Source organism: Nonomuraea sp. NPDC050022, assembly GCF_044460705.1.
In the GTDB taxonomy this organism is placed as follows: domain Bacteria; phylum Actinomycetota; class Actinomycetes; order Streptosporangiales; family Streptosporangiaceae; genus Nonomuraea.
Window position 1 is genome coordinate 915,549 of record NZ_JBITKE010000002.1, and the last position, 18,952, is coordinate 934,500.

General features: G+C 69.4%; 14 protein-coding genes and 1 pseudogene. 4 read left to right on the forward strand and 11 right to left on the reverse strand.

Translation table 11 applies throughout. The features are described from left to right. Positions 1-312: 312 nt before the first annotated feature. The gene (locus tag ACIBO2_RS10760; protein ID WP_397296485.1) at positions 313-2,853 is read right to left on the reverse strand and encodes a glycoside hydrolase family 6 protein; all 2,541 of its coding nucleotides are present in this window, start codon (positions 2,851-2,853) and stop codon (positions 313-315) included. Positions 2,854-3,056: 203 nt separating this feature from the next. Between ACIBO2_RS10760 and ACIBO2_RS10765 the strand changes: the two genes are divergently transcribed. Beyond that, complete coding sequence (locus ACIBO2_RS10765) at positions 3,057-3,974, forward strand: LLM class F420-dependent oxidoreductase (RefSeq protein WP_358544256.1); 918 nt, start codon at positions 3,057-3,059, stop codon at positions 3,972-3,974. Positions 3,975-3,978: 4 nt separating this feature from the next. On the opposite strand, the gene ACIBO2_RS10770 is transcribed toward ACIBO2_RS10765, so the two are convergent. From ACIBO2_RS10770 to ACIBO2_RS10815, 10 genes are all read right to left on the reverse strand, one after another. After that, complete coding sequence (locus tag ACIBO2_RS10770; RefSeq protein WP_358544257.1) at positions 3,979-4,875, reverse strand: oligopeptide/dipeptide ABC transporter ATP-binding protein; 897 nt, start codon at positions 4,873-4,875, stop codon at positions 3,979-3,981. Beyond that, positions 4,872-5,966 carry an ABC transporter ATP-binding protein gene (locus ACIBO2_RS10775; protein WP_358544258.1) on the reverse strand — a complete coding sequence of 365 codons (1,095 nt, stop codon included), beginning with the start codon at positions 5,964-5,966 and terminating at the stop codon, positions 4,872-4,874. The genes ACIBO2_RS10770 and ACIBO2_RS10775 overlap by 4 nt, the downstream gene beginning before the upstream one ends. Beyond that, positions 5,963-6,832, reverse strand: a complete 870-nt coding sequence (locus tag ACIBO2_RS10780; protein ID WP_397296488.1) for an ABC transporter permease — start codon at positions 6,830-6,832, stop codon at positions 5,963-5,965. The genes ACIBO2_RS10775 and ACIBO2_RS10780 overlap by 4 nt, the downstream gene beginning before the upstream one ends. Positions 6,833-6,836: 4 nt before the next feature. Then, complete coding sequence (locus ACIBO2_RS10785; protein WP_358544261.1) at positions 6,837-7,823, reverse strand: ABC transporter permease; 987 nt, start codon at positions 7,821-7,823, stop codon at positions 6,837-6,839. A gap of 53 nt (positions 7,824-7,876) precedes the next feature. Continuing rightward, the gene (locus ACIBO2_RS10790) at positions 7,877-9,580 is read right to left on the reverse strand and encodes an ABC transporter substrate-binding protein (RefSeq protein WP_397296490.1); all 1,704 of its coding nucleotides are present in this window, start codon (positions 9,578-9,580) and stop codon (positions 7,877-7,879) included. Between the two features lie 56 nt (positions 9,581-9,636). After that, positions 9,637-12,030 (reverse strand): glycoside hydrolase family 2 protein, encoded by a 2,394-nt coding sequence (locus ACIBO2_RS10795; protein WP_397296492.1) that lies wholly within the window; start codon positions 12,028-12,030, stop codon positions 9,637-9,639. 92 nt (positions 12,031-12,122) lie between these two features. Then, positions 12,123-13,145 carry a LacI family DNA-binding transcriptional regulator gene (locus tag ACIBO2_RS10800; RefSeq protein ID WP_397296494.1) on the reverse strand — a complete coding sequence of 341 codons (1,023 nt, stop codon included), beginning with the start codon at positions 13,143-13,145 and terminating at the stop codon, positions 12,123-12,125. Then, positions 13,142-14,377, reverse strand: a complete 1,236-nt coding sequence (locus ACIBO2_RS10805; protein ID WP_397296496.1) for a CoA transferase — start codon at positions 14,375-14,377, stop codon at positions 13,142-13,144. The genes ACIBO2_RS10800 and ACIBO2_RS10805 overlap by 4 nt, the downstream gene beginning before the upstream one ends. A gap of 69 nt (positions 14,378-14,446) precedes the next feature. Beyond that, positions 14,447-14,815, reverse strand: coding sequence for a YybH family protein (locus tag ACIBO2_RS10810; protein ID WP_397296498.1), 369 nt, complete (start codon positions 14,813-14,815; stop codon positions 14,447-14,449). Between the two features lie 335 nt (positions 14,816-15,150). Continuing rightward, positions 15,151-15,861, reverse strand: a complete 711-nt coding sequence (locus ACIBO2_RS10815) for an SDR family oxidoreductase (protein ID WP_358544271.1) — start codon at positions 15,859-15,861, stop codon at positions 15,151-15,153. A gap of 353 nt (positions 15,862-16,214) precedes the next feature. Between ACIBO2_RS10815 and ACIBO2_RS10820 the strand changes: the two are divergent. The 3 genes and pseudogenes from ACIBO2_RS10820 to ACIBO2_RS10830 form a co-directional block, all read left to right on the forward strand. Further along, positions 16,215-16,271, forward strand: a pseudogene (locus ACIBO2_RS10820) (twin-arginine translocation signal domain-containing protein); the annotation flags it as partial. 57 nt (positions 16,272-16,328) lie between these two features. Then, entirely contained in the window at positions 16,329-17,618 is a 1,290-nt protein-coding gene (locus tag ACIBO2_RS10825; RefSeq protein ID WP_358544475.1) for a glycoside hydrolase family 28 protein, read from the forward strand. An 85-nt stretch (positions 17,619-17,703) separates the two neighbouring features. Continuing rightward, positions 17,704-18,939, forward strand: a complete 1,236-nt coding sequence (locus ACIBO2_RS10830; protein WP_397296501.1) for a barstar family protein — start codon at positions 17,704-17,706, stop codon at positions 18,937-18,939. The last annotated feature ends 13 nt before the right edge of the window (positions 18,940-18,952 follow it).

An 18,952-nucleotide genomic window follows, 5' to 3' on the forward strand; every position in this document is an offset into this window, starting at 1 on the left:
GGAGCACGCATCGTTGCGGAACTTAGAGTAGTGACCAGCAGACCGTAAGGCATTCGGGGTGCCGCCCGTAACTCTTCCCCGCCCCATCTGCCCGATGAGCGCCCGCATAATCCGTGAATCGCGGATTCAGGCGCCACTCCATACCACTCCGACGTGCTGTTTCTCGACTCAGGCTGTCGTCCGGTAGCGGGTCTATGACCGTCTGTTGTGGGGGCGGCAGGGCGGGTGCCCGTTGTGGGGACGGCAGGGCGACCGCCCGCGACGGGTACGACGGAGCGGCCGCCCGCAGCGGGTACGGCAGGTCGGCCGCCACTATGGGGCGCCGGTCAGCAGCGGCGGGACCGCGTTCCGGGCCCGCTCAAGGGCCTGGTCGGGCCACCACTGGCCGGCGGCCGGGGTGACGATGCCGTACGCCGGGTCCACCGGTCCCCCGGTGCCCCGCGTGCACTGACCGTTGGAGAACCCCGGACTGTTGAGCCACAGCGACGCGTCGGCCAGCGGGCTGCCGGTGTCGGCGGTCGGCCGGGCGCCCGCGCCCCTGCCCGGAGGGTTGCACCATTCGTCCGGTGCCGGGAACCGGCCGGCCGGCGGCTGCCACTCGCCCGTACCGTTGCGGCTCGTGTCGACGACGAAGCGCGGCAGGCCGGGCGTGTCGTCCGGCACGGCGGCGAGGGCCGTGTCGGCGCACGGGGCCGTCCGCGACGCCGCCCTCAGGTAGACGCACTTGGACAGCTTCGCGGCGTACGTGAGCGAGCGGGCGGTCGGGCGGTAACCGACCGCGTTGACGTAGAAGCCATCGGCGCGGACCGCCCCGGCGTTGACCAGCCGGTCGGCGATCTGCGTGAACGCCGGCCACCCCGCCAGCCCGCCGTCGAGGTAGACGGCGGTGCCGGCCAGGCCGGTGAGGGTCTCCACGGCGTAGGAGAGGTCGGCGTACCGCTGGACGGCGGCGGCCTCACCGCCCTGCGGGCACTCCGGGCTGCCGGGCAGCCGGGCCAGGGCGCTGGGCTCCAGGGCGACGACGGCGGGCCGGTTTCCGATACCCTCGGCCACGGCGTCGATCCAGGTGCGGTAGGTGCCGGTGTTCGGGGCGCCGCCGTTCCAGCAGTCACGTCCTGGGATGTTGTTGGTGACGAACACCGGGACGGTCCGCTGCCGGTCCGCCTGGGTGACCGTCTCGCGGACCGTACGGGAGATGTCGGCGGGCGAGCCGCCGCTGAGCCAGATGGCCTGGGGGACCTCCGACAGAGCCCGCATCAGGGCGGCGTCGGCCGTTCTTCCCTGTGCCGACCAGGTCCGCGCCTGGCGGGCCGCGTCGGTGTCCGGCTGTACGTAGAAGCGGACGTCGGCGGCGCGCAGGGGGTTCTGGCCGGGGAGTTTCCGCCACCGCGTGCTCGCGTCCTGCGCCACGGCGGGGTCTCCGGGTGGCCGCGTGGACGGGCCGGGAAGCGGCGGGTCTTGGTGGGTGATCGCCAGGGAGGTGAGTACGGCGCCCGCCGTCACCAGGGCCAGAGCGGCACCGCCCCAGACCCGCCGTCGTCTGGACACCCGCCGTCTCGGCGTGGCCCTGCGGCGACGTCGCTGGTCCTTGCCTGCCCCGGCGACACCGCCGCCGTCTGACTCCGGGGTGGTCGGCTGGCCCCAAGAATCGCCGCCCGGCGGCTCGCTCCCGAACGCTCCCGGTGATGCACGCGGGGGCTCGTCCCCGAACGCTCCTGGTGACGCGTATGAGGGCTCGGTCTCCAACGCCCCGAGTGACGCGCCCGGCGGCTCGGCACCCAACGCTCCGGGTGACGCGCCCGGAGGCTCGGGGTCGAGCGCGCCAACCGGGGCCGCACGCGCGGGGGCAGGTGGCCGTGGGCCGAGACGACGGGGCTCGGTCGTGAGCGCGTGCGCCGGAGCCGAAGCGGCGGGAGGCCGAGCGGCGGCGGGCGGCAGGGTGGCGGGCGGGCCAGTGTCAGGCAGGACAGCAGGCGGGAGGCGTCTCGTCGGGCCGTCTGCGAACGCGTCCACGAGCTCCGCCGCCGTGGGCCGCGCCGCCGGGTCCTTGCTCAACGCCCTCGGCACCAGCTCCCCGAGAACCCCCTCCAGCTTGGGCAGTACGGGATCGTCGTGGACCACCCGATAGAGCACCTCGTGCCCCGCCCCGTAGCCGAACGGCGGCTGCCCGCAGGCCGCGAAGACCACGACCCCGCCCCAGGCGAAGACGTCGGAGGCCGTCGCGAGCGGCAGCCCTCGTACCTGCTCCGGAGACATGTACGCCGGCGTGCCCATCCTGGTGACCGAGAGGGTGGTGGAGTCGGCCGCGAAGGCGAGGCCGAAGTCGATGACCTTCGGGCCCGCAGGAGACAGCAGTACATTGGACGGTTTGAGGTCCCGGTGAACGACGCCCGCCGCGTGGATCGCCCCCAGCGCGACCGCCATGCTCATGGCGAGCCCTTCGAGCTCCGGGCCCACCATCGGGCCCCACTCCCTGACCGCGCTGTACAGCGTCGGCCCCGGCACGTACTCGGTCACCACATAGGCCAGGTCGCCGTCCAGATCGGCCTCGAGCACGGGAGCCGTGGAGAAGCGGGCGACCCGCTGCGCGGTGGCGACCTCGCGGCGGAAGCGTCGGCGGAACTCCGGGTCGCCGGCGAGGTGCCGGTGAATGACCTTGATCGCCACCAGTGTCCGCGTCCCGCCTGTCCGCGCCCCGCCCTCGGCGAGGTAGACCACGCCCATCCCGCCCGCGCCGATCCGGCGGATGATGCGATGGCCGCCGACCCGCCGGGGCTCACCGCCGATCATCTCGTCCACCGCGTCGCCGTGCTTGGTGCCGTGTGCCATCGCCTGCCCATCTAGAAGACGCACAGGCGCCAGGTCCTGCTGACGCCTGTACGCAACAGGACTTTCCGCTCCAGACAGTCGTCAGAAGGTACGGCTCCCACAGCACCCGGGTTCAGGCACATTGCGGACGGCCGGAATACGGCAACCCGTGAATCGGGCATTAACCTGCCCCGATGATCCTTTACGTATCGTGAGATCCACGGTGACAACGAGGCGGGGGAGTTGTGATGCCCGATAAGACGATTGATGTCGCGGCGCTGAAGCGGCGCATGGGCCGAGTAGGGGTCTGGAACAGCACGCTCGGCGGCGAGTCGGCCTCGTTCGAGCGGGACGCGGCCGCCGAGATCGAGAGCCTGGGTTACGGGACCCTGTGGGTGGGTGAGGGGCCGAAGGCCAAGGAGGCGCTGGTCCATTCGGCGATCCTGTTGAGCGGGACGCGGCAGATGATGATCGCTACCGGCATCGCCAACATCTGGGCCCGGGACGCCACCGCCATTTCGACCGGGGCCAGCGCCCTCGCCGAGGCGTACGACGGCCGGTTCGTGCTCGGCCTCGGCGTGAGCCACGCGCCCTTGGTGTCGGCGCGAGGCCACGACTACAGCAGACCGGTGTCGGCGATGCGCGACTACCTCGATGCCATGGACGCGTCGGAGTACGGCGGCCCCCTGCCCGAGCCGGCGCCACGGCTGCTGGCCGCGCTTCGCCCCAAGATGCTGGACCTGGCCGCGAAGCGCGCCCAGGGCGCACACCCCTATTTCGTCACCCCGGAGCACACCGCGCGCGCCCGCGCGGTCCTCGGCCCCGATCCGGTGCTGGCGCCGGAGCAGACGGTCCTGCTCGACACCGACCCGGAGCGGGCCCGGCGGACCGCCCGCGGTTTCACGAAGCACTACCTCACGCTGCCCAACTACGCCAACAACCTGCGCGAGCTGGGCTGGGACGACAAGGACCTCGCCGACGGCGGCAGCGACGCCCTGGTCGACGCCATCGTGGCCTGGGGCGAGCCGGAGACGATCATCGAGCGGGTACGGGCCCACCTCGACGCCGGCGCGGACCACGTCTGCATCCAGCCGCTCGCCGAGACCGCCGGCGACATGCTGGAACACCTGCGCATCCTTGCCCAAAGCGACGTGGTCTCCAGCTGACGCCTCACGCCGCGGGCTCGCCCTCCCCCAGGACGCATCGGACGCGGTGCTCCTCGCCGTAGGTGGGGATCTGGCCGGCGCACGCGTCGGCGGCGTACGGGCAACGGTTGCGGAACAGGCACCCATCGGCGACGGGCGGGCCGCTCTTGCGCTCCTGCCGGGCGGGCCGCCCGTCCTCGTGCGCCGCCCAGGGGTCGGGGGCGGCCTCGGCCAGCAACCGGGTGTACGGGTGCCGCGGCGCGAGGATGACATCGTCGGCCGGGCCGCGCTCGACGATCTGCCCCCGGTACATGACCATGATGTCGCGGGCGAAGTAGCGCGCGGTGGCCAGGTCGTGCGTGACATAGAGGACGGCCAGCTCCTCCTCACTCTTGAGCCGGTCGATCAGGTTGAGGATCTCCAGCCTGATCGACACGTCCAGCATCGAGACCGGCTCGTCGGCCAGCAGCACCTTGGGGCGCGGCGCCAGCGCGCGGGCGATGGCCACCCGTTGCCGCTGGCCGCCGGACAGCTCATGCGGATACCTGCGGGCGTAGGCGGCGGGCAGGTTGACCCGCTCCAGCAGTTCCTCGGCCGTGCCCGGTGTCTTGTGGATCTCCAGGGGGCGGCGCAGGTGGTAGCCGATCGTGTGGGCCGGGTTGAGCGAGGCGAACGGGTCCTGGAAGACCATCTGTACGTCTTTGCGGTAGTTCGAGGTCTCCAACCGGATCTCGCCCGAGGTGGGCTTGGCGAGTCTGGCCAGCATGCGGGCGATCGTGGACTTACCGCTGCCGCTCTCCCCCACCAGCGCGGTGGTCTCGCCGGAGCACAGCTCGAAGGAGACGTCGTCGACCGCCCGAAGGTACTCCTTCCTGGACAGCTTGAAGGTCTTGCTCAGGTGGCTGACCGTCATCGGCGTCATGACGTCACCTCGTGCTCAGAGTGGTCGACTTGCTCGAAGCGGCGCTCCCGCAGGCGCCGGTCGGGGCGGGCGGGGTGCAGCCTGCGGTCGTACTGCAGGCAGGCCACCAGGGAGTCCTGGATCGAGTCCAGCTCGGGCTCGTGGGTGTGGCAGCCCTCGAACGCGTACGGGCAGCGGGGCGCGAACGAGCAGCCCGTCAGCTCCTTCGACAGGTCGGGCGGGCTGCCGGGGATGCCGTGCAGCGCCTGGCGTTCGCCGCGCAGGCTGGGGAAGGAGTTGAGCAGGCCGACCGTGTAAGGGTGGCGGGGTTGGAGGAGGGTGTCCTTGCTGGTGCCGTACTCGACGATGCGGCCGCCGTACATGATCGCGAGATGATCGCTGATCTCCAGCAGCAGCGACAGGTCGTGGGTGATGAAGACGACGGCGAAGCCGAACATCTCCCGCAGCCGGTCGATCTCCTCCAGGATGTCGCGCTGCACCACCACGTCCAGCGCCGTGGTGGGCTCGTCCAGGACGACCACATCAGGGTTGAGCGCCATGGCCATCGCGATCAGCACCCGCTGGCGCATGCCGCCCGACAGTTCGTGCGGATAGGCGGTGATGCGTCCCGGATCGATGCCGACCAGCTCCAGGAGCTCGCGGGAACGCTCCTCCCGCTCGCGCCGGGACATCGACGGCTCATGGGTGGTGAACACGTCGTGGAGCTGGCGCCGGACGCTGAGCACGGGATTGAGCGCGTTCATGGCGCTCTGGAAGACCATGGCCACCCGCCGCCACCGGAAGCGCCGCAGCTCCTCGCCCTCCAGGGCCAGTACGTCGATGGGGTCGCCGTCCTTGGGGTGGAAGACGACCTCGCCGGAGGTGGTCCGGCCGGGTGGCTGCAGCAGCCGGTTGACCGCGTACGCCAGCGTCGACTTGCCGCAGCCGCTCTCGCCCGCGATGCCGAGCACCTGACCGCGGCCCAGCTCGAAGCTCACGCCGCGGACCGCGCGGGTCTGCCCATAAGCCACGCTCAGGTCGCGTACGGACAGGACGGTGTCGTTCATGTCGCGGTCGTTCATGTCCCGTACGGACAGGACGGTGTCGTTCATGCGGCCGCCTTTCGCAGTCGCGGGTTCATCAGCTCGTCGATGCTGAAGTTGATCAGTGAGAGCCCGGTGCCGAGCGCGGCGATGAACACCCCCGGCGGTACGAACCACCACCAGGAGCCCATGGAGAGCGCGGAGCCGTTCTGGGCGTAGTAGAGCATCCCGCCCCAAGAGGTGACCGCGCCGCCGCCCAGGCCGAGCGCGGACAATCCCGACTCGGTGAGGATGGCGCCGATGATCGCCCAGACGAAGCCGGAGGCGATGACGGGGACGAGGTTCGGCAGGATCTGGAAGACCATGATCCGCCAGCCGGGCTCGCCGCTCACCCTGGCCGCGTCCACGTAGTCGCGGTTGCGCAGCGACATGACCTGGGAGCGGATGACCCGCGCGGGTCCCGCCCAGCTGATCATCGAGATGATCAGGGCGTAGGTGAACGGGCCGCTGTCCTCGACGTAGTCGGCGACCAGGATCAGCAGCGGCAGCGTGGGGATGACCAGGGCGACATTGCTGAGCAGGGAGAACGCCTCGTCCACCCAGCCGCCGAAATAGCCGCCGACGACGCCGATGAGCAGCGAGCCCACCGTGCCCAGCACCCCGGCGATCACGCCGATCAGCATCGATCCGCGTGTGGCGTGCATCAGCTGGGCCAGTACGCTCTGCCCGGTGTCGGTCGAGCCGAGCCACTGCTCCGCCGATGGCGGTTCGAGCCGGCCGGCCACGAGAGCCTCGGGGTCTCCGGCCAGGATGGGGCCGAGGATGGCGAGCAGGGCGAAGAAGCCGACGATCACCAGTCCGGCGACGAGCTTGCCCGATCTGGGCAGGCCGAGCACCCGGTCCCGGGGAGCGGCCAGGGTCACAACAGCGGTCACTGCCTCAGCCCGCCTTCCGCACTCGGGGGTCGATCAGCCCGTACAGCAGATCGACCAGGAGGTTGGCGGCCAGCACAGCCACCGAGATGATCAGGAAGAGGCCCTGCATGAGCGGGTAGTCGGCGCTGCCGACGGCCTGCAGCAGCGCGAACCCCACGCCCGGGTAGGAGAAGACGACCTCGGTGGCGACCTGGCCGCCGACGAAGAAGCCGAGCGTGATCGCGAACCCGGTCACGCTGGGCAGGACGGCGTTGCGGGCCGCGTACGCGACCATCACCCGGCGCGGCCGTAATCCCTTGGCCTGCGCCATGACCACGTAGTCCTCGGCCATGGTCGAGACCATCATGTTGCGCATGCCGAGCAGCCAGCCCGCGATGCCGGAGATCACCAGCGTGAGCGCGGGCAACGCGCCGTGGTAGAGCACGCTGCCGATGAAGTCGCCAGTGAAGCCCATGCGTACGTGGGCGTAGTCGTAGGCGCCGTTCAGCGGGAACCAGCCGAGCCCGGCCCCGAGGAAGAACAGCAGCAGCAGGGCCAGCCAGAAGTACGGGATCGCGGCCAGGAACGTCGTGGTCGGGATCAGCCCGTCCAGCCAGCTCCCCCGCCGCCACCCGGCCACCATGCCCAGGCCGACGCCGAGCCCGACCGTGATCAGCAGCGCTATCGAGACCAGCCCGAGCGTCCAGGGCATCGCCTGGCCGATCACCGTGCCCACCGGGGCGGGGTAGTAGGTGACGGAGGTGCCCAGGTTCCCGGTCGCCAGCTGGCGCAGGTAGGCGAAGTACTGGACCCATAGCGGGTCATGGCTCACCCCGAACATGACCTCCAGGGTCTTGCGGAACTCCGGCGGCGGGGGCTGTCTGCTCTGGAAGCGCGACAGGATGATGTCGACCGGGTTGCCCCTGATCAGGCGCGGGATGAGGAAGTTGATCGTGAGTGCGGCCCACAGCGCCACCGCGTAGAACCCGAGCTTGCGCCAAAGGTATGCCATGTGATTCTCCCCGGGCGACCGGGGCGCGCGCCCCGGTCGCGTGCTCGTCGTTCCTACTGCACCGGCTGGAGGTTCTTGGCCACGATGCCGTTGTCGGGGTGGGAGAAGGGCAGGCCGAGCGCGTACGGGTTCTGCTCGCTGGGCCACCCGGTGACGTTGGTGGTCCGGAATTCGGCCAGGGCGCTGGACTGCTGCAGCGGGATATAGGGCAGGTCGGCCACGACGGCGTCCTGAATGGCGTAGATCGCCTGCTTGATCGTGTCCGTCTGCTCCGGCGGGGTGTCGGCGATGACCTTCAGCGCGGCGTCCACGGCCGGGTTCTTGTAGCGGGCCATGTTCTGGTTGGCGTTCTGGCTGCCTGGGGGGATGCTCTTGCTGTTGAGGATGTTGTCGTACATGTAGTACGGGTGCGGGCCGCCATAGGCGTTCCACATCATCAGCTCGAAGTCACCCTTCTGCTGTATGTCGACGAAGGCGTTGAAGGAGACCTCCTTCGATCTGAACTCGATGCCGACCTCTTTGAGCTGCTGCTTGATGACCTGGGCGGCCGAGACGTAGTCGGTCCAGCCGCTCACCAGGTGACAGGTCACCGACAGGCGCTTGCCGTCCTTGGCGTAGTAGCCGTCGCCGTCCTTGGCGTATCCGGCCGCCTCCAGGGTCTGACGGGCCTTGTCCTGGTTGAACTCCAGCTTCGCCGTGGCGTACTTGGGCGAGAGGTAGTCCTGGAAGAGCGGCAGCACTATGCCCGCCGGGCTGGCCGGCTTGCCCAGCCCGGCGAACGCCAATTCGATGATCTTGTCGCGGTCGAGCCCGAGGTTGATGGCCTGCCGCACGGCCAGATCGTTCATGGGGGCCTTGGTCAGGTTCGGCACCAGGTTGGTGACGTACAGCTGGGACTCGTTCTTGTAGGCGTTGTGCTCGGGGTCCTTGGCCACGAACTGCTTGTCGGGGTCGGCCATGAACATGCCGCCCCAGTCGAGCTGCCCGGTGACCATCGCCTGGAGGGAGGCGTCGTTGTTGTTGTACGACCAGAACCGCATTCCGGCGATCTTGGGCTTGCCGGTGTCCCAGTGGTTCGGGTTCTTGACCATCGTGTAGCTCTGCGGCGTGAACTCGCCCATCATGAACGGCCCGGTGCCGACCGGCTTGGTGTTCGTCTCTTTGGTGGGCTTGTCGATCTTCTCCCAGATGTGCTTGGGCACCATGTACTGGTGACCGGCCACGTCCCACAGTTTGGTGTACATCTTCTCGGTGAAGCTGATCTTCACTGAGGTGGGGCTGAGGACCTGGGCGTCCTTGACGTTGCTGCCGCCCGCGTTCAGGTCCTTCTTGTCGCGGCGGTAGAGGAAGTTGAACGCCACGTCCTCGGCGGTGAACGGCTTGCCGTCGCTCCACTTCACGCCGTCGCGGAGGGTGAAGGTGATCGACTTGCCCTCGTCGCCGAACTCGTACTTGGTGGCCAGCAGGGGCTGGACGTCACCCGACTTCGACTGGTTGAAGAACATGAGCGTCTCGTAGATCAGCCCCCAGGTACCCATGAGGTTGGGCGCGCCCTGGACCAGGGGGTTGAGGTTCTCGTTGAACTGGCCGGTGCCGGCGATGACGTTGACGATGGTGTCTTTGGCCGCCCCTCCGGAGGCGGAGGCCGAACCGGAGGAGGGGGCGGTGCTGCCGGCGGTCAGTGGCACCCCGCCGCCCGAGCAGGCGGTGAGGAGGGCAAGCGTGGCCGCTGCCACGATCACCTTGGTTCTTTTCACCAAGGTTCTTCTCACCAAGGTTCTTCTCACCGAGGTTCTTCTCACCGAGGTTCTTCTCATGTACTTCTCCCTGGGGGGTTAGGCAGGAGCGTTGAGGAGCGGTCGTTCACCCACCTCATGGGCACATCAGCCCCGATTTCCCGATTTATCGTGAAGCGATGGCTTTCGCCGGGCAGGAGGGTGATGAGCTGGTCGTCCACCTCGGCCTCGGGGTGGACCTGGTCAGGGAAGATCGCCAGATCCCGTACCAGCGTGTGCGCGCTGACGATGACGTCACGCCCCTCGACCGTCACCGTGCACCGTCCCTCGGGCAGGTCGAGGTCCTTGTCCGGCAGGAAGAACCACAGCGCCCTGCGCTCCCCCGCGCGCACCGCGATCAGCTCCCTCGCCGGATCGGCCGGCTCACCCACGCCAAGGGGCACCGTCACCAGGCCGCGCGGCGGCACTTCGAGGTCGAAGCTCTCGGTCCGCAGTTCCGTACCGTCCACGCCGAGCCGCGCGGCCACCGCGCCGCCCACCCACGGCTCGTCGGTGTCGTTGACCGCCACGAGCGCCAGCCCGCCGTCGCGCGGCTGCACGGTCAGCAGCCGGTCGGCGTACGCCCGGCGCAGCGCGTGGAACAGCGGCTTCCTGCGCCCGTCGCCGTCGATCGCGGACCATGAGGTGACGGGCCAGCAGTCGTTGAGCTGCCACACGATCGTGCCCGCGCAGTGCGGCCACAGGGATCTGAAGTGCTCGACCCCGAGCTGGATCGCCCTGGCCTGGTTGACCTGCGTCAGGTAATGCCAGTCGGCGAAGCCGGCGGGCGGCGCGAAGTGCGGCTTGAGCCCGGCGGCCAGCTTGAGGTCACCGTCGATCGCCTTCTGGTGGAGGCGCATGCCGGGCGAGTCGGGCGCGAGCGGCTCGTCGCCGATGGCCCGCTTGATGGTCGCGTACGTGGCCGGCCCCTGGAAGCCGAACTCCGAGACGAACCGGGGCCGGTATTCGCGGTAGGCGGTGTAGTCGCGTTCGTTCCAGACGTCCCAGATGTGGATGTTGTGGTGGCCGGGGTCGTTGGGATGGACGTCCATCGACCCCGAGTACGGGCTGCCCGGCCAGTACGCCCGGCCCGGATCGAGCTCGGCCACGATGCCGGGCAGCAGGTCGAGGTAGTAGCCCTCGCCCCAGGTCCGTCCGGCCAGCCGCTCGCGCCAGTGCCAGTCGAAAAAGCCCCAGATGTTCTCGTTGTTGCCGCACCACAGGGCCAGGCTCGGGTGCGGCATGAGGCGGGTGACGTTCTCGCGGGCCTCGGCCTCGACCTCCGAGCGCAGCGGCTCCTCCTCCGAGTAGGCGGCGCAGGCGAAGGGGAAGTCCTGCCAGACCAGCAGCCCCAGCTCGTCGCACAGGTCGTAGAAGTCGTCGCTCTCGTAGAGCCCGCCGCCCCAGACGCGCATCAGGTTGACGCCCGCCTCACATGCCTGAGCGAGGCGCTCGGCGTAGCGGGCGCGGTCGATCCTGGCCGGGAAGCAGTCGTCGGGGATCCAGTTGACGCCCTTGGCGAAGATCGGGCGGCCGTTGACCATGATCGCGAAGGCGTCGTCGGCCGTGTCCAGCTCGACCGTCCTGAAGCCGATCTTCCTCTGCCAGCTGTCGAGGCCGTCGCCGAGTGTCACGGTCAGCTCGTGCAGCGGCTGCTCACCGTACCCGCGTGGCCACCAGAGCTCGGGCTGGGGAATTTCGACCTCAAGTACCGCCGTGTCCGATGGGAGCGCTCCCATAGCAGACCTGCCGCAGACCGTGGCGGTGATCTGCAGTTCCTCCTGTACTGCCTGTACGGCCCGCTCGATCTCCACGTGCACGGCGACCCGGGCGACGCCGTCGGTGACGGTCACCACCGGCCGCACGGCGGCCAGCCGGGCGCCGCTCCACTCGTGCAGCCCGATCGACCGCCAGATGCCCGCCGTGACCAGGGTCGGCCCCCAGTCCCAGCCGAAGTTGCAGGCCATCTTCCTGATGAAGTTGTAGGGCTCAGTGTAGGCGCTCGGCCGGTCGCCGAGCTCCTCCTTCAGCCGTTCGGCGTACTCCCCCGCCGACCGGAAGGTCACCGCCAGCCGGTTGCTCCCGACGCGCAGCGCGGGCCGGACGTCGAACCAATAGGAGCGGTGCATGTTCGCGGTCTCGCCCACGCGCACGCCGTTGAGCTCGATCTCGGCCACGGTGTCGAGTCCTTCGCAGACCAGATCGGTGCGCTCGTGCTCGGTGCCGTCCCACGAGAACTCCGTCTCGTAACGCCACTCCGTACGCCCCACCCAGGCCAGGCGGGTCTCATTGTCGTCGAGATAGGGATCCGGGATCAGACCGGCGGCGAGCAGGTCGGTGTGCACGCAACCGGGCACGGTGGCCGGAGCCCGCACGTCGCCGCTCGCCGAGCGGACGGTCCAGGAATCGGTCAAGGGGCGGAGCGGGGTCATCAACCCTCCGGAGTTGAGCAGCGGAGATTAGCCGCCATGCCATCACTAAACCCGTTTAGTTTCAATGACTGGTCGCGGACATTTCCGCTCGATTACTGAACCGATTCAGGGCAGGGGGCCGTGCTCCCCCTGCTCACCAGGCGCGGCTCGGCCTGCCGCGAATCGGCCACCTCCCGGCCCTGGACCAGGCTGAGCAGCGACCGGGCGGCGTTGGCGCCGAACGCGGCGATGTCCCTGCTCACCGCCGTCAGATGCGGCCGGGTCAGCAGGCACAGAGCGGAGTCGTCCCAGGCCACGACCGACAGATCGGCGGGCACCGAGAAACCCTCCTCGCGAGCGGCGGCGGTGCCGGCCACGGCCATCACGTCGTTGTCGTACACGATGGCGGTCGGCCGGTCGGGTCCGCGCAGCAGGTCGAGGGTGGCCCGCTCGCCGCTCTCGCCGCTGTAGTCGGCGTACACGGTGACGGCCATCACGCCCAGCCTGGCCGCCGCCTCTCGCATCGCCGCGGTCCTGACGCGGGTGTGCCTGAGCTCCTCCTGCCCCGCGACCCTGGCGATCCTGCGGTGCCCCAGCCCGGCCAGGTGCGCCAGCACGACGCCGATCGCGCCGGCGTCGTCGCTCCAGACGGCGGGCAGCCGGCCGACACCCTCCGGTCCGCCGATGACCACGGCGGGCAGCTTCAGCTCCTCCAGCACGGCGATCCTTGAATCCTCGGCCCGCAGGTCGACGACGAACACCCCGGCGACCCGGTGCTGCGCCCACCATCTCCGATAAATCGCGATTTCGGTTTCGGGGTCCTCGGTCATCTGCAGCAGCAGCCCCACGGACTCCGCCGACAGCGTGGCCTCGATGCCGGAGATCAGCTGCATGAAGAACGGCTCCAGCCCGAGCGTGCGCGCCGGCCGGTCCACCACGAGGCCCAGCACGTCGGGCCGCCCGTCGAACAGGGCCCGTGCCAGGCTGTTCGGCTGCCAGCCCAACTCGGCGGCGATGGCCTGGATACGGCGGCGGGTCTCGCTGGAGACACCGGGACGGCCGTTCAACGCGAACGACACCGCGCCCTTCGAGACGCCGGCCCGGCGGGCGATGTCGTCGATCGTGGGTCGCTTCATTCGGCCGTCCCTGGGTTTACCGGTTCAGCTACGACACCCTGCTTGCGCAGCGTCGCGACGTCCTGGGCCGACAGTCCGAGCTCGGACCGCAGCACCTCGCCGGTGTGCCGGCCCACCTGCGGCGCCGCCGCGGGCGGCGACTGCTCCCCGTCCATCACCACGGGCGAGCCGGGCGCCCAATGCCCGCCGACACCCGGCTGCTCGACCACGCCCATCAGCGGGCTTTCGCTCAGCAGCGCGGCCAGCTCGGTGAAGCTGCGATATCTCGACCACAGCACCCGGGCGGTACGCAGCGCCGACTCGGCCTCGGCGAGCGTACGGCCCTCGAACCAGCCCGCGAGCAGCTCGCCGAGCACCTTGCGATGCCGGTAGCGGGCCGGCTCGTCGGCGAAGTCCACCCCGAGCGCGGTGGCCAGCGCGTTGACCACGTCGGTCAGGCCGGTCGCGGCCAGCAGCCCGCGCCAGTGCCGGGCGGTCAGCGCCACGACCATCAGCCGCCCGCCGTCGGCCGTGGTGAAGTCGCGGCCGAAGGTGCCGTAGACGTAGTTGCCGCCGCGTTCCCTCGGGGTGCCGCTCAGCTGCGCCTCGGCGAGGTAGCCGAGGTTCCCGGCGGTGGCCAGGGCGACGTCCTCCAGCGCGACCCGTACCTGCTGTCCCTCGCCCGTCAGCAGGCGGTGCCGCTCCGCGGCCAGCAGCCCGACCGCCAGGTACAGCCCCGCGGTCACGTCCCAGGCGGGCACCAGGCTGTTCACCGGCTCCGCCACCTCCTCCGGGCCGGTCAGCAGGGGGAACCCGGTCGCCGCCTGCACCGTGTAGTCCACCGCGGCCCCGCCGTCGCGGCGGCCGGTGAGCAGCACGTGGATCACGTCGGGGCGGCGCGCGCGCAGCGCCTCGAAGGACAGCTCCGGGTAGCGCTCGGAGTTGCTGATCACGATCCCGCCGCGCGGCCCGCCGCTGACGATCAGCTCGCCGACGAGCGCGCGGCCCTCCTCGGCGGACAGGTCCACCTCGATGGCGCGCTTGCCCTTGTTCAGCCCCGACCAGTACAGGCTCGTCCCGCTCTCGGCCAGCGGCCAGCGCGTACGGTCGACCGCGCCGCCGATCGGCTCGACCCGGATCACGTCGGCGCCCAGCTGAGCCAGCGTCATCCCGCTCAGCGGGGTCGCCACATAGCTGGAGATCTCGACGATCCGCAGACCGCGCAACGGCTGCGAGCGCCGGGTATCCGTCACCGGGCCGCCCCCTTCAGCACGACGACATCAGCAGTGTGACGATAGCCGCCCTTTCCGCGCTTCAGGGGATCAGGGCAGCCGTGAGACCTGATAGTGGTCGATCAGCCAGTCGTCGCCGACCCGCCGCGCCAGCACGCACAGGTTGACCGTCACGACCGGCCGGTCGGTGAAGGTGAAGTCGACGTGCAGGTAGCCGAGGACGAGGTCGTCGGCCATCCACCGGGTCTCCAGGATGTCGTACGCGGCGGTCATGCCGATCGGCTGCGAGTCGTAGTACTCGGCGACGCTCTCGGGACCGATGCCGTACGGGTGCAGACCTTGGAAGATGGCGTCGTCGGTGAAGTACGACGCCACGCGCTTGGGGTCGTGCGCGTCGACGGCGCTCTTCCATCGGTCCAGGACGGTGCGGAGGATCTCGGCCTCGGCGGTACTGGTCATGGCGCTCTCCTGTCAGTGGTCGGTGGTCGGTCGGATGTCAGCAGTGGCTGGGTGGATCGTGATGGGCATCGGCGCTCAGCTCCGGCGGGCGGTGTCGACCGGTCGGGGCAGGGGGCCGAGGTGGTGCGGGAAGCGGTAGCGCAGCGCGGCGGTCGCGACCGACCCATGGCCGCCGCCAGCGCCGCCGTGCCCTGCCCGACGACCCGCCAAGGCCGCTCCAGCGCGGTCGTCTCGACCGTCTGCTCCGGTACGGCTGTCAACATGGGCCTTTCTCTCAGCTCTCACGGCAAGTGGGACGGTCGGCGCCTGAAGTCACCGACCGCCCGCCCACCAGCTCAGTGACCGGCGCTCTGGCCGCCGTCGACGTGCAGAATCTCGCCGGTGACGAACGGAGCGTGCTCGAGATAGATGATCGCGTCGACGATGTCGCTGATGTCGCCCATCCGGCCCACTGGGTGCAGTTCGGCCAGGAATTCGTGGGTCTCGACCGGGTGCATCGGAGTGCGGATGACGCCGGGCGCTACCGCGTTGACCCGGATGCCCCGGGTGGCGTACTCGGTGGCCAGCGATTTGGTGACCGCGTTGAGGCCGCCCTTGGTCAGCGACGCCAGCGCGGACGGCACCTTGCTGTCGGCGTGATCGACCAGGCTGGTCGTGATGTTGACCACGTGTCCGCCGCCGTCCTGGCTGAGCATCGCCTCGATGGCCCGCTGGGAGATCTCGAAGAACCCGCGCAGGTTCACTCCCGTGACCAGGTCGTAGTCCTCGTCGGTGTAGTCGGTGAACGGCTTGGACACGAAGAGGCCGGCGTTGTTGACCAACGTGTCGATGCGGCCGAACGCCTTCAGCCCCTGCTCGATGACGCGCGCCCCGACGCCCGAAGCGGCGATGTCGCCGGCGACGGCCCGCACCATGGGGTCGTCGGAATCCGCGATCGACCGGGAGTTGGCGACGACCGCGTAGCCGAGCTTGCGGTAGGCGGTCACCAGCGCCGCGCCTATGCCCTGGGACGCGCCGGTGATCACGGCGACTTTTGGCGTACTCATTGCTTCCCCCTCGTGAGTGACTGTGGACATGTGGCACCCACACCGCTTCTGGGCGGTGCCGGCGTGGGGGGAGTGGCTCAGACAGCGGGCGGCCGGGTTCCGGCCTGCCCTGGGGCCATGGATTCCATCGTGCACCCAGCGGTCGCCGTCGCGCCACGACGGGCTTGCTCTCTGCTAGTAGGCACAGCCTCCTACCGCACTGGTCACAGGGCCGACCGACGATTAGCTCCGCGCCACAGAGGCCAGCAGGAGATCGAGCGAATCCCATCATTTACTTCGTCAAGAATTGAATTCCGACTAGGCCGCATTTACGCTCCAGAGATCCGATGTCTCCGCACCCCCCGGTGGTGACCATGCCATCCAGACGATCTCTATTGAAGGCCGGCGGCGCTCTAGCCGCCGCAACGCTCATCCCCGGAACCACGTCAGCGCAGGCCGAGGCCCGATCGGCTGATCCCTGGCATCAGGTGCCGGACATCCTGCGCAAGATCCGTCCTCCTCGCTTCCCCAACCGAAGATGGGATGTCACCGCGTTCGGCGCCGTGGGTGACGGCACGACCGACTGCACGGCCGCGTTCAAGGCGGCGATCGGCGAGTGCCATCGCAGGGGCGGCGGCCGGGTCGTGGTCCCGCCGGGACGCTTCCTCACCGGGGCCATCCATCTGCTCAGCAACGTCGAGCTGCACGTGTCCGAGGGCGGCGTGATCGCCTTCAGCACCGATCCGAACGCCTACCTGCCGGTCGTCTTCACCCGGTGGGAGGGCACGGAATGCTACAACTACAGCCCCTTCATCTACGCCCACGGCCAGCGGAACATCGCGGTCACGGGCAAGGGCACGCTCGACGGCCAGGCCAGGCAAGGGCCGTGGGAGAGCTGGTACGCCAACAGCGGCCCGCAGGGCGCCGACCAGCGGGCGCTGCGCAAGATGGGCGACGACGGCGTGCCGGTCGAGCAGCGCGTGTTCGGGGCGGGCCACTATCTGCGCCCCGCCATGGTCCAGTTCGTGAAATGTCAGAACATCCTGGTCAGCGACCTCACAATCCTCGAACCGGCCATGTGGACCGTGAACCCGGTCCTGTCCACGAACGTCACCGTGCGCGGCATCACCGTCGTCAGCACGCTGTACAATACGGACGGCTGCGATCCGGAGGCGTCGTCGTACGTGCACATCCACGACTGCCGCTTCAACACCAACGACGACTGCGTGGCGGTGAAGTCGGGACGCGACGCCGACGGCCGCCGGGTGGGCGTGCCCAGCGAGAACATCGTCGTCCAGGACTGCGCCTTCTCCGGCCGCTGGGGCGGCATCACGGTCGGCAGCGAGATGTCCGGCGGCGTCCGCAACGTCTTCGCCGAGCGGTGCGTGATCAACTCCCCGGACTTCCCCGGCAACTACCCGGTGAAGTACCCCGTCTACATCAAGGCCAGCAAGAAGCGCGGCGCGTACATCGAGGGCGTCTACGTTCGCGGCTTCACCGGCCAGAACGTGGACCGCGAGGTGATGTTCGTCAACATGGCCTACAACAGCAACGAAGGAGGCACCGAGCCGGTGTCGGTCCGCGACATCCGGATGGAGCGGACCAGGCTCGACGGCGCCGACGCCGTACTCAACCTCGTCGGCCTGGAGACCGACCACCTGACCGGAGTGCGCCTGGAGAAGTGCGCGTTCACGAACATCATCGGCGCGAACACGATCACGTTCACCGACGACCTGACCCTGCGCAAGGTGTTCGTGAACGGGGTGGAGCAGCGCTGAGGCCCTGCAAGGCCTTACCTTCTATGATCGGCACGCCGGGCAAGATCCGCCTGGGGGCGGTAGCTCGTGGGTGATCGGGGGTCGCATGAAGCCTGTGTGGAGGTGGGATCAGGACGAGCCGCTGCGGTGGCTACTGATCGACGAGTACACCGGCTCCCCCGATGTCACCCTGGGGGTATGCGCTGACATCGACGGACTGTTCGTCGATCCCGAGCCGCCGTCGGCGCCGGAAACGTACACCCTGCTCGGGTGCGAGCCGGTCGGCCCGTTGCTCGAAGCGCTGCGGCGGCCTGATGGTGTGAGCGCCTGGCTGCCCAGCGTCGTCCTGAGCCCGATCCACGATCCGCGACGGCCGCAGTCGGGTTGCCTGGACTACGGCTATTCCTGTTCATGCGAGGAAGAGCTTTTCGACGTCACAGTCCTCGACCACCGCCCGTCAAAGGTGCGGGATGGCCTGCTGGATATCGAATTACGCGGATATATCCGCTTTGACGAGGAGAGCGAATGGCCGTCGGAAGAGCCGCCCGATGGGACCGGGTTCCGGCTCTGCGGCGTCGATGACGAACCGCTGGGCACCTGCCTGGACACCACCGGCGTCTTCCACGCGCGTCCGCTCCCGGATGCGCGTCCGCCTACGCTGATCGGTTGCCGTCCCGAAGCGCCGCTGCGCGCCGCCATCGAGGCCCGATCCCCCAAGCGACGCCTGGTCCAGGCCTCGATCCAAGCCGTCGACGCCGCCGGCCTCGCGGTGGGGACGCACAGCATGTTCAGCGCGACCGTCGTCGAATCACGTCCCTCGCGCCTGGGTGACGGGCTCGTCGACATCGCTTTCGACACCGACGTCCACAACCCTCTGCCCATCGGCGCCCGTCCGATCTGGCAGATGTGGTACGAGGGCCGCCCGACCGAGCCCAACCTGTGGACCCACCTCGACCGAACCCTGCAGCACACGTGGTCGCGCGCGGCCCTGGCGCACCATCCGCACGAGCGACCGGACCGTCCGGCCGGGCGCACGTACCAGCTCGATGGCCGGTACGTCACCAGCATCGACAGCTTCTACTGTGCCATCGGTGAGGCGATCAACGGCCCGGGCGGCTACTTCGGCTGGAACACCGGCGCGCTTGCGGACTGCCTCCGCTGGAAATGGGGAGCCAGGACGCCGTTCCGGCTCATCTGGCACGACGCGGACGTGGCACGTCGGCACCTCGTCCCCGGATACGACCGGCCGGAGTACAGCCGATGGACATGGGGACCGGCGATCACCCTGGAATACCTGCTCAGCATCTTCACCGAGAGGGGGGTCGAGGTCGAACTGCGCTGAGCGGGGTCGCCCG

Bases quoted from the DNA above. Each gene is read 5' to 3' on its own strand.
- ACIBO2_RS10765 (WP_358544256.1), top strand. From the start codon at position 3,057: ATGCCCGATAAGACGATTGATGTCGCGGCGCTGAAGCGGCGCATGGGC.
- ACIBO2_RS10770 (WP_358544257.1), bottom strand. From the start codon at position 4,875: ATGACGCCGATGACGGTCAGCCACCTGAGCAAGACCTTCAAGCTGTCC.
- ACIBO2_RS10775 (WP_358544258.1), bottom strand. From the start codon at position 5,966: ATGAACGACACCGTCCTGTCCGTACGGGACATGAACGACCGCGACATG.
- ACIBO2_RS10785 (WP_358544261.1), bottom strand. From the start codon at position 7,823: ATGGCATACCTTTGGCGCAAGCTCGGGTTCTACGCGGTGGCGCTGTGG.
- ACIBO2_RS10795 (WP_397296492.1), bottom strand. From the start codon at position 12,030: ATGACCCCGCTCCGCCCCTTGACCGATTCCTGGACCGTCCGCTCGGCG.
- ACIBO2_RS10800 (WP_397296494.1), bottom strand. From the start codon at position 13,145: ATGAAGCGACCCACGATCGACGACATCGCCCGCCGGGCCGGCGTCTCG.
- ACIBO2_RS10810 (WP_397296498.1), bottom strand. From the start codon at position 14,815: ATGACCAGTACCGCCGAGGCCGAGATCCTCCGCACCGTCCTGGACCGA.
- ACIBO2_RS10815 (WP_358544271.1), bottom strand. From the start codon at position 15,861: ATGAGTACGCCAAAAGTCGCCGTGATCACCGGCGCGTCCCAGGGCATA.
- ACIBO2_RS10830 (WP_397296501.1), top strand. From the start codon at position 17,704: ATGAAGCCTGTGTGGAGGTGGGATCAGGACGAGCCGCTGCGGTGGCTA.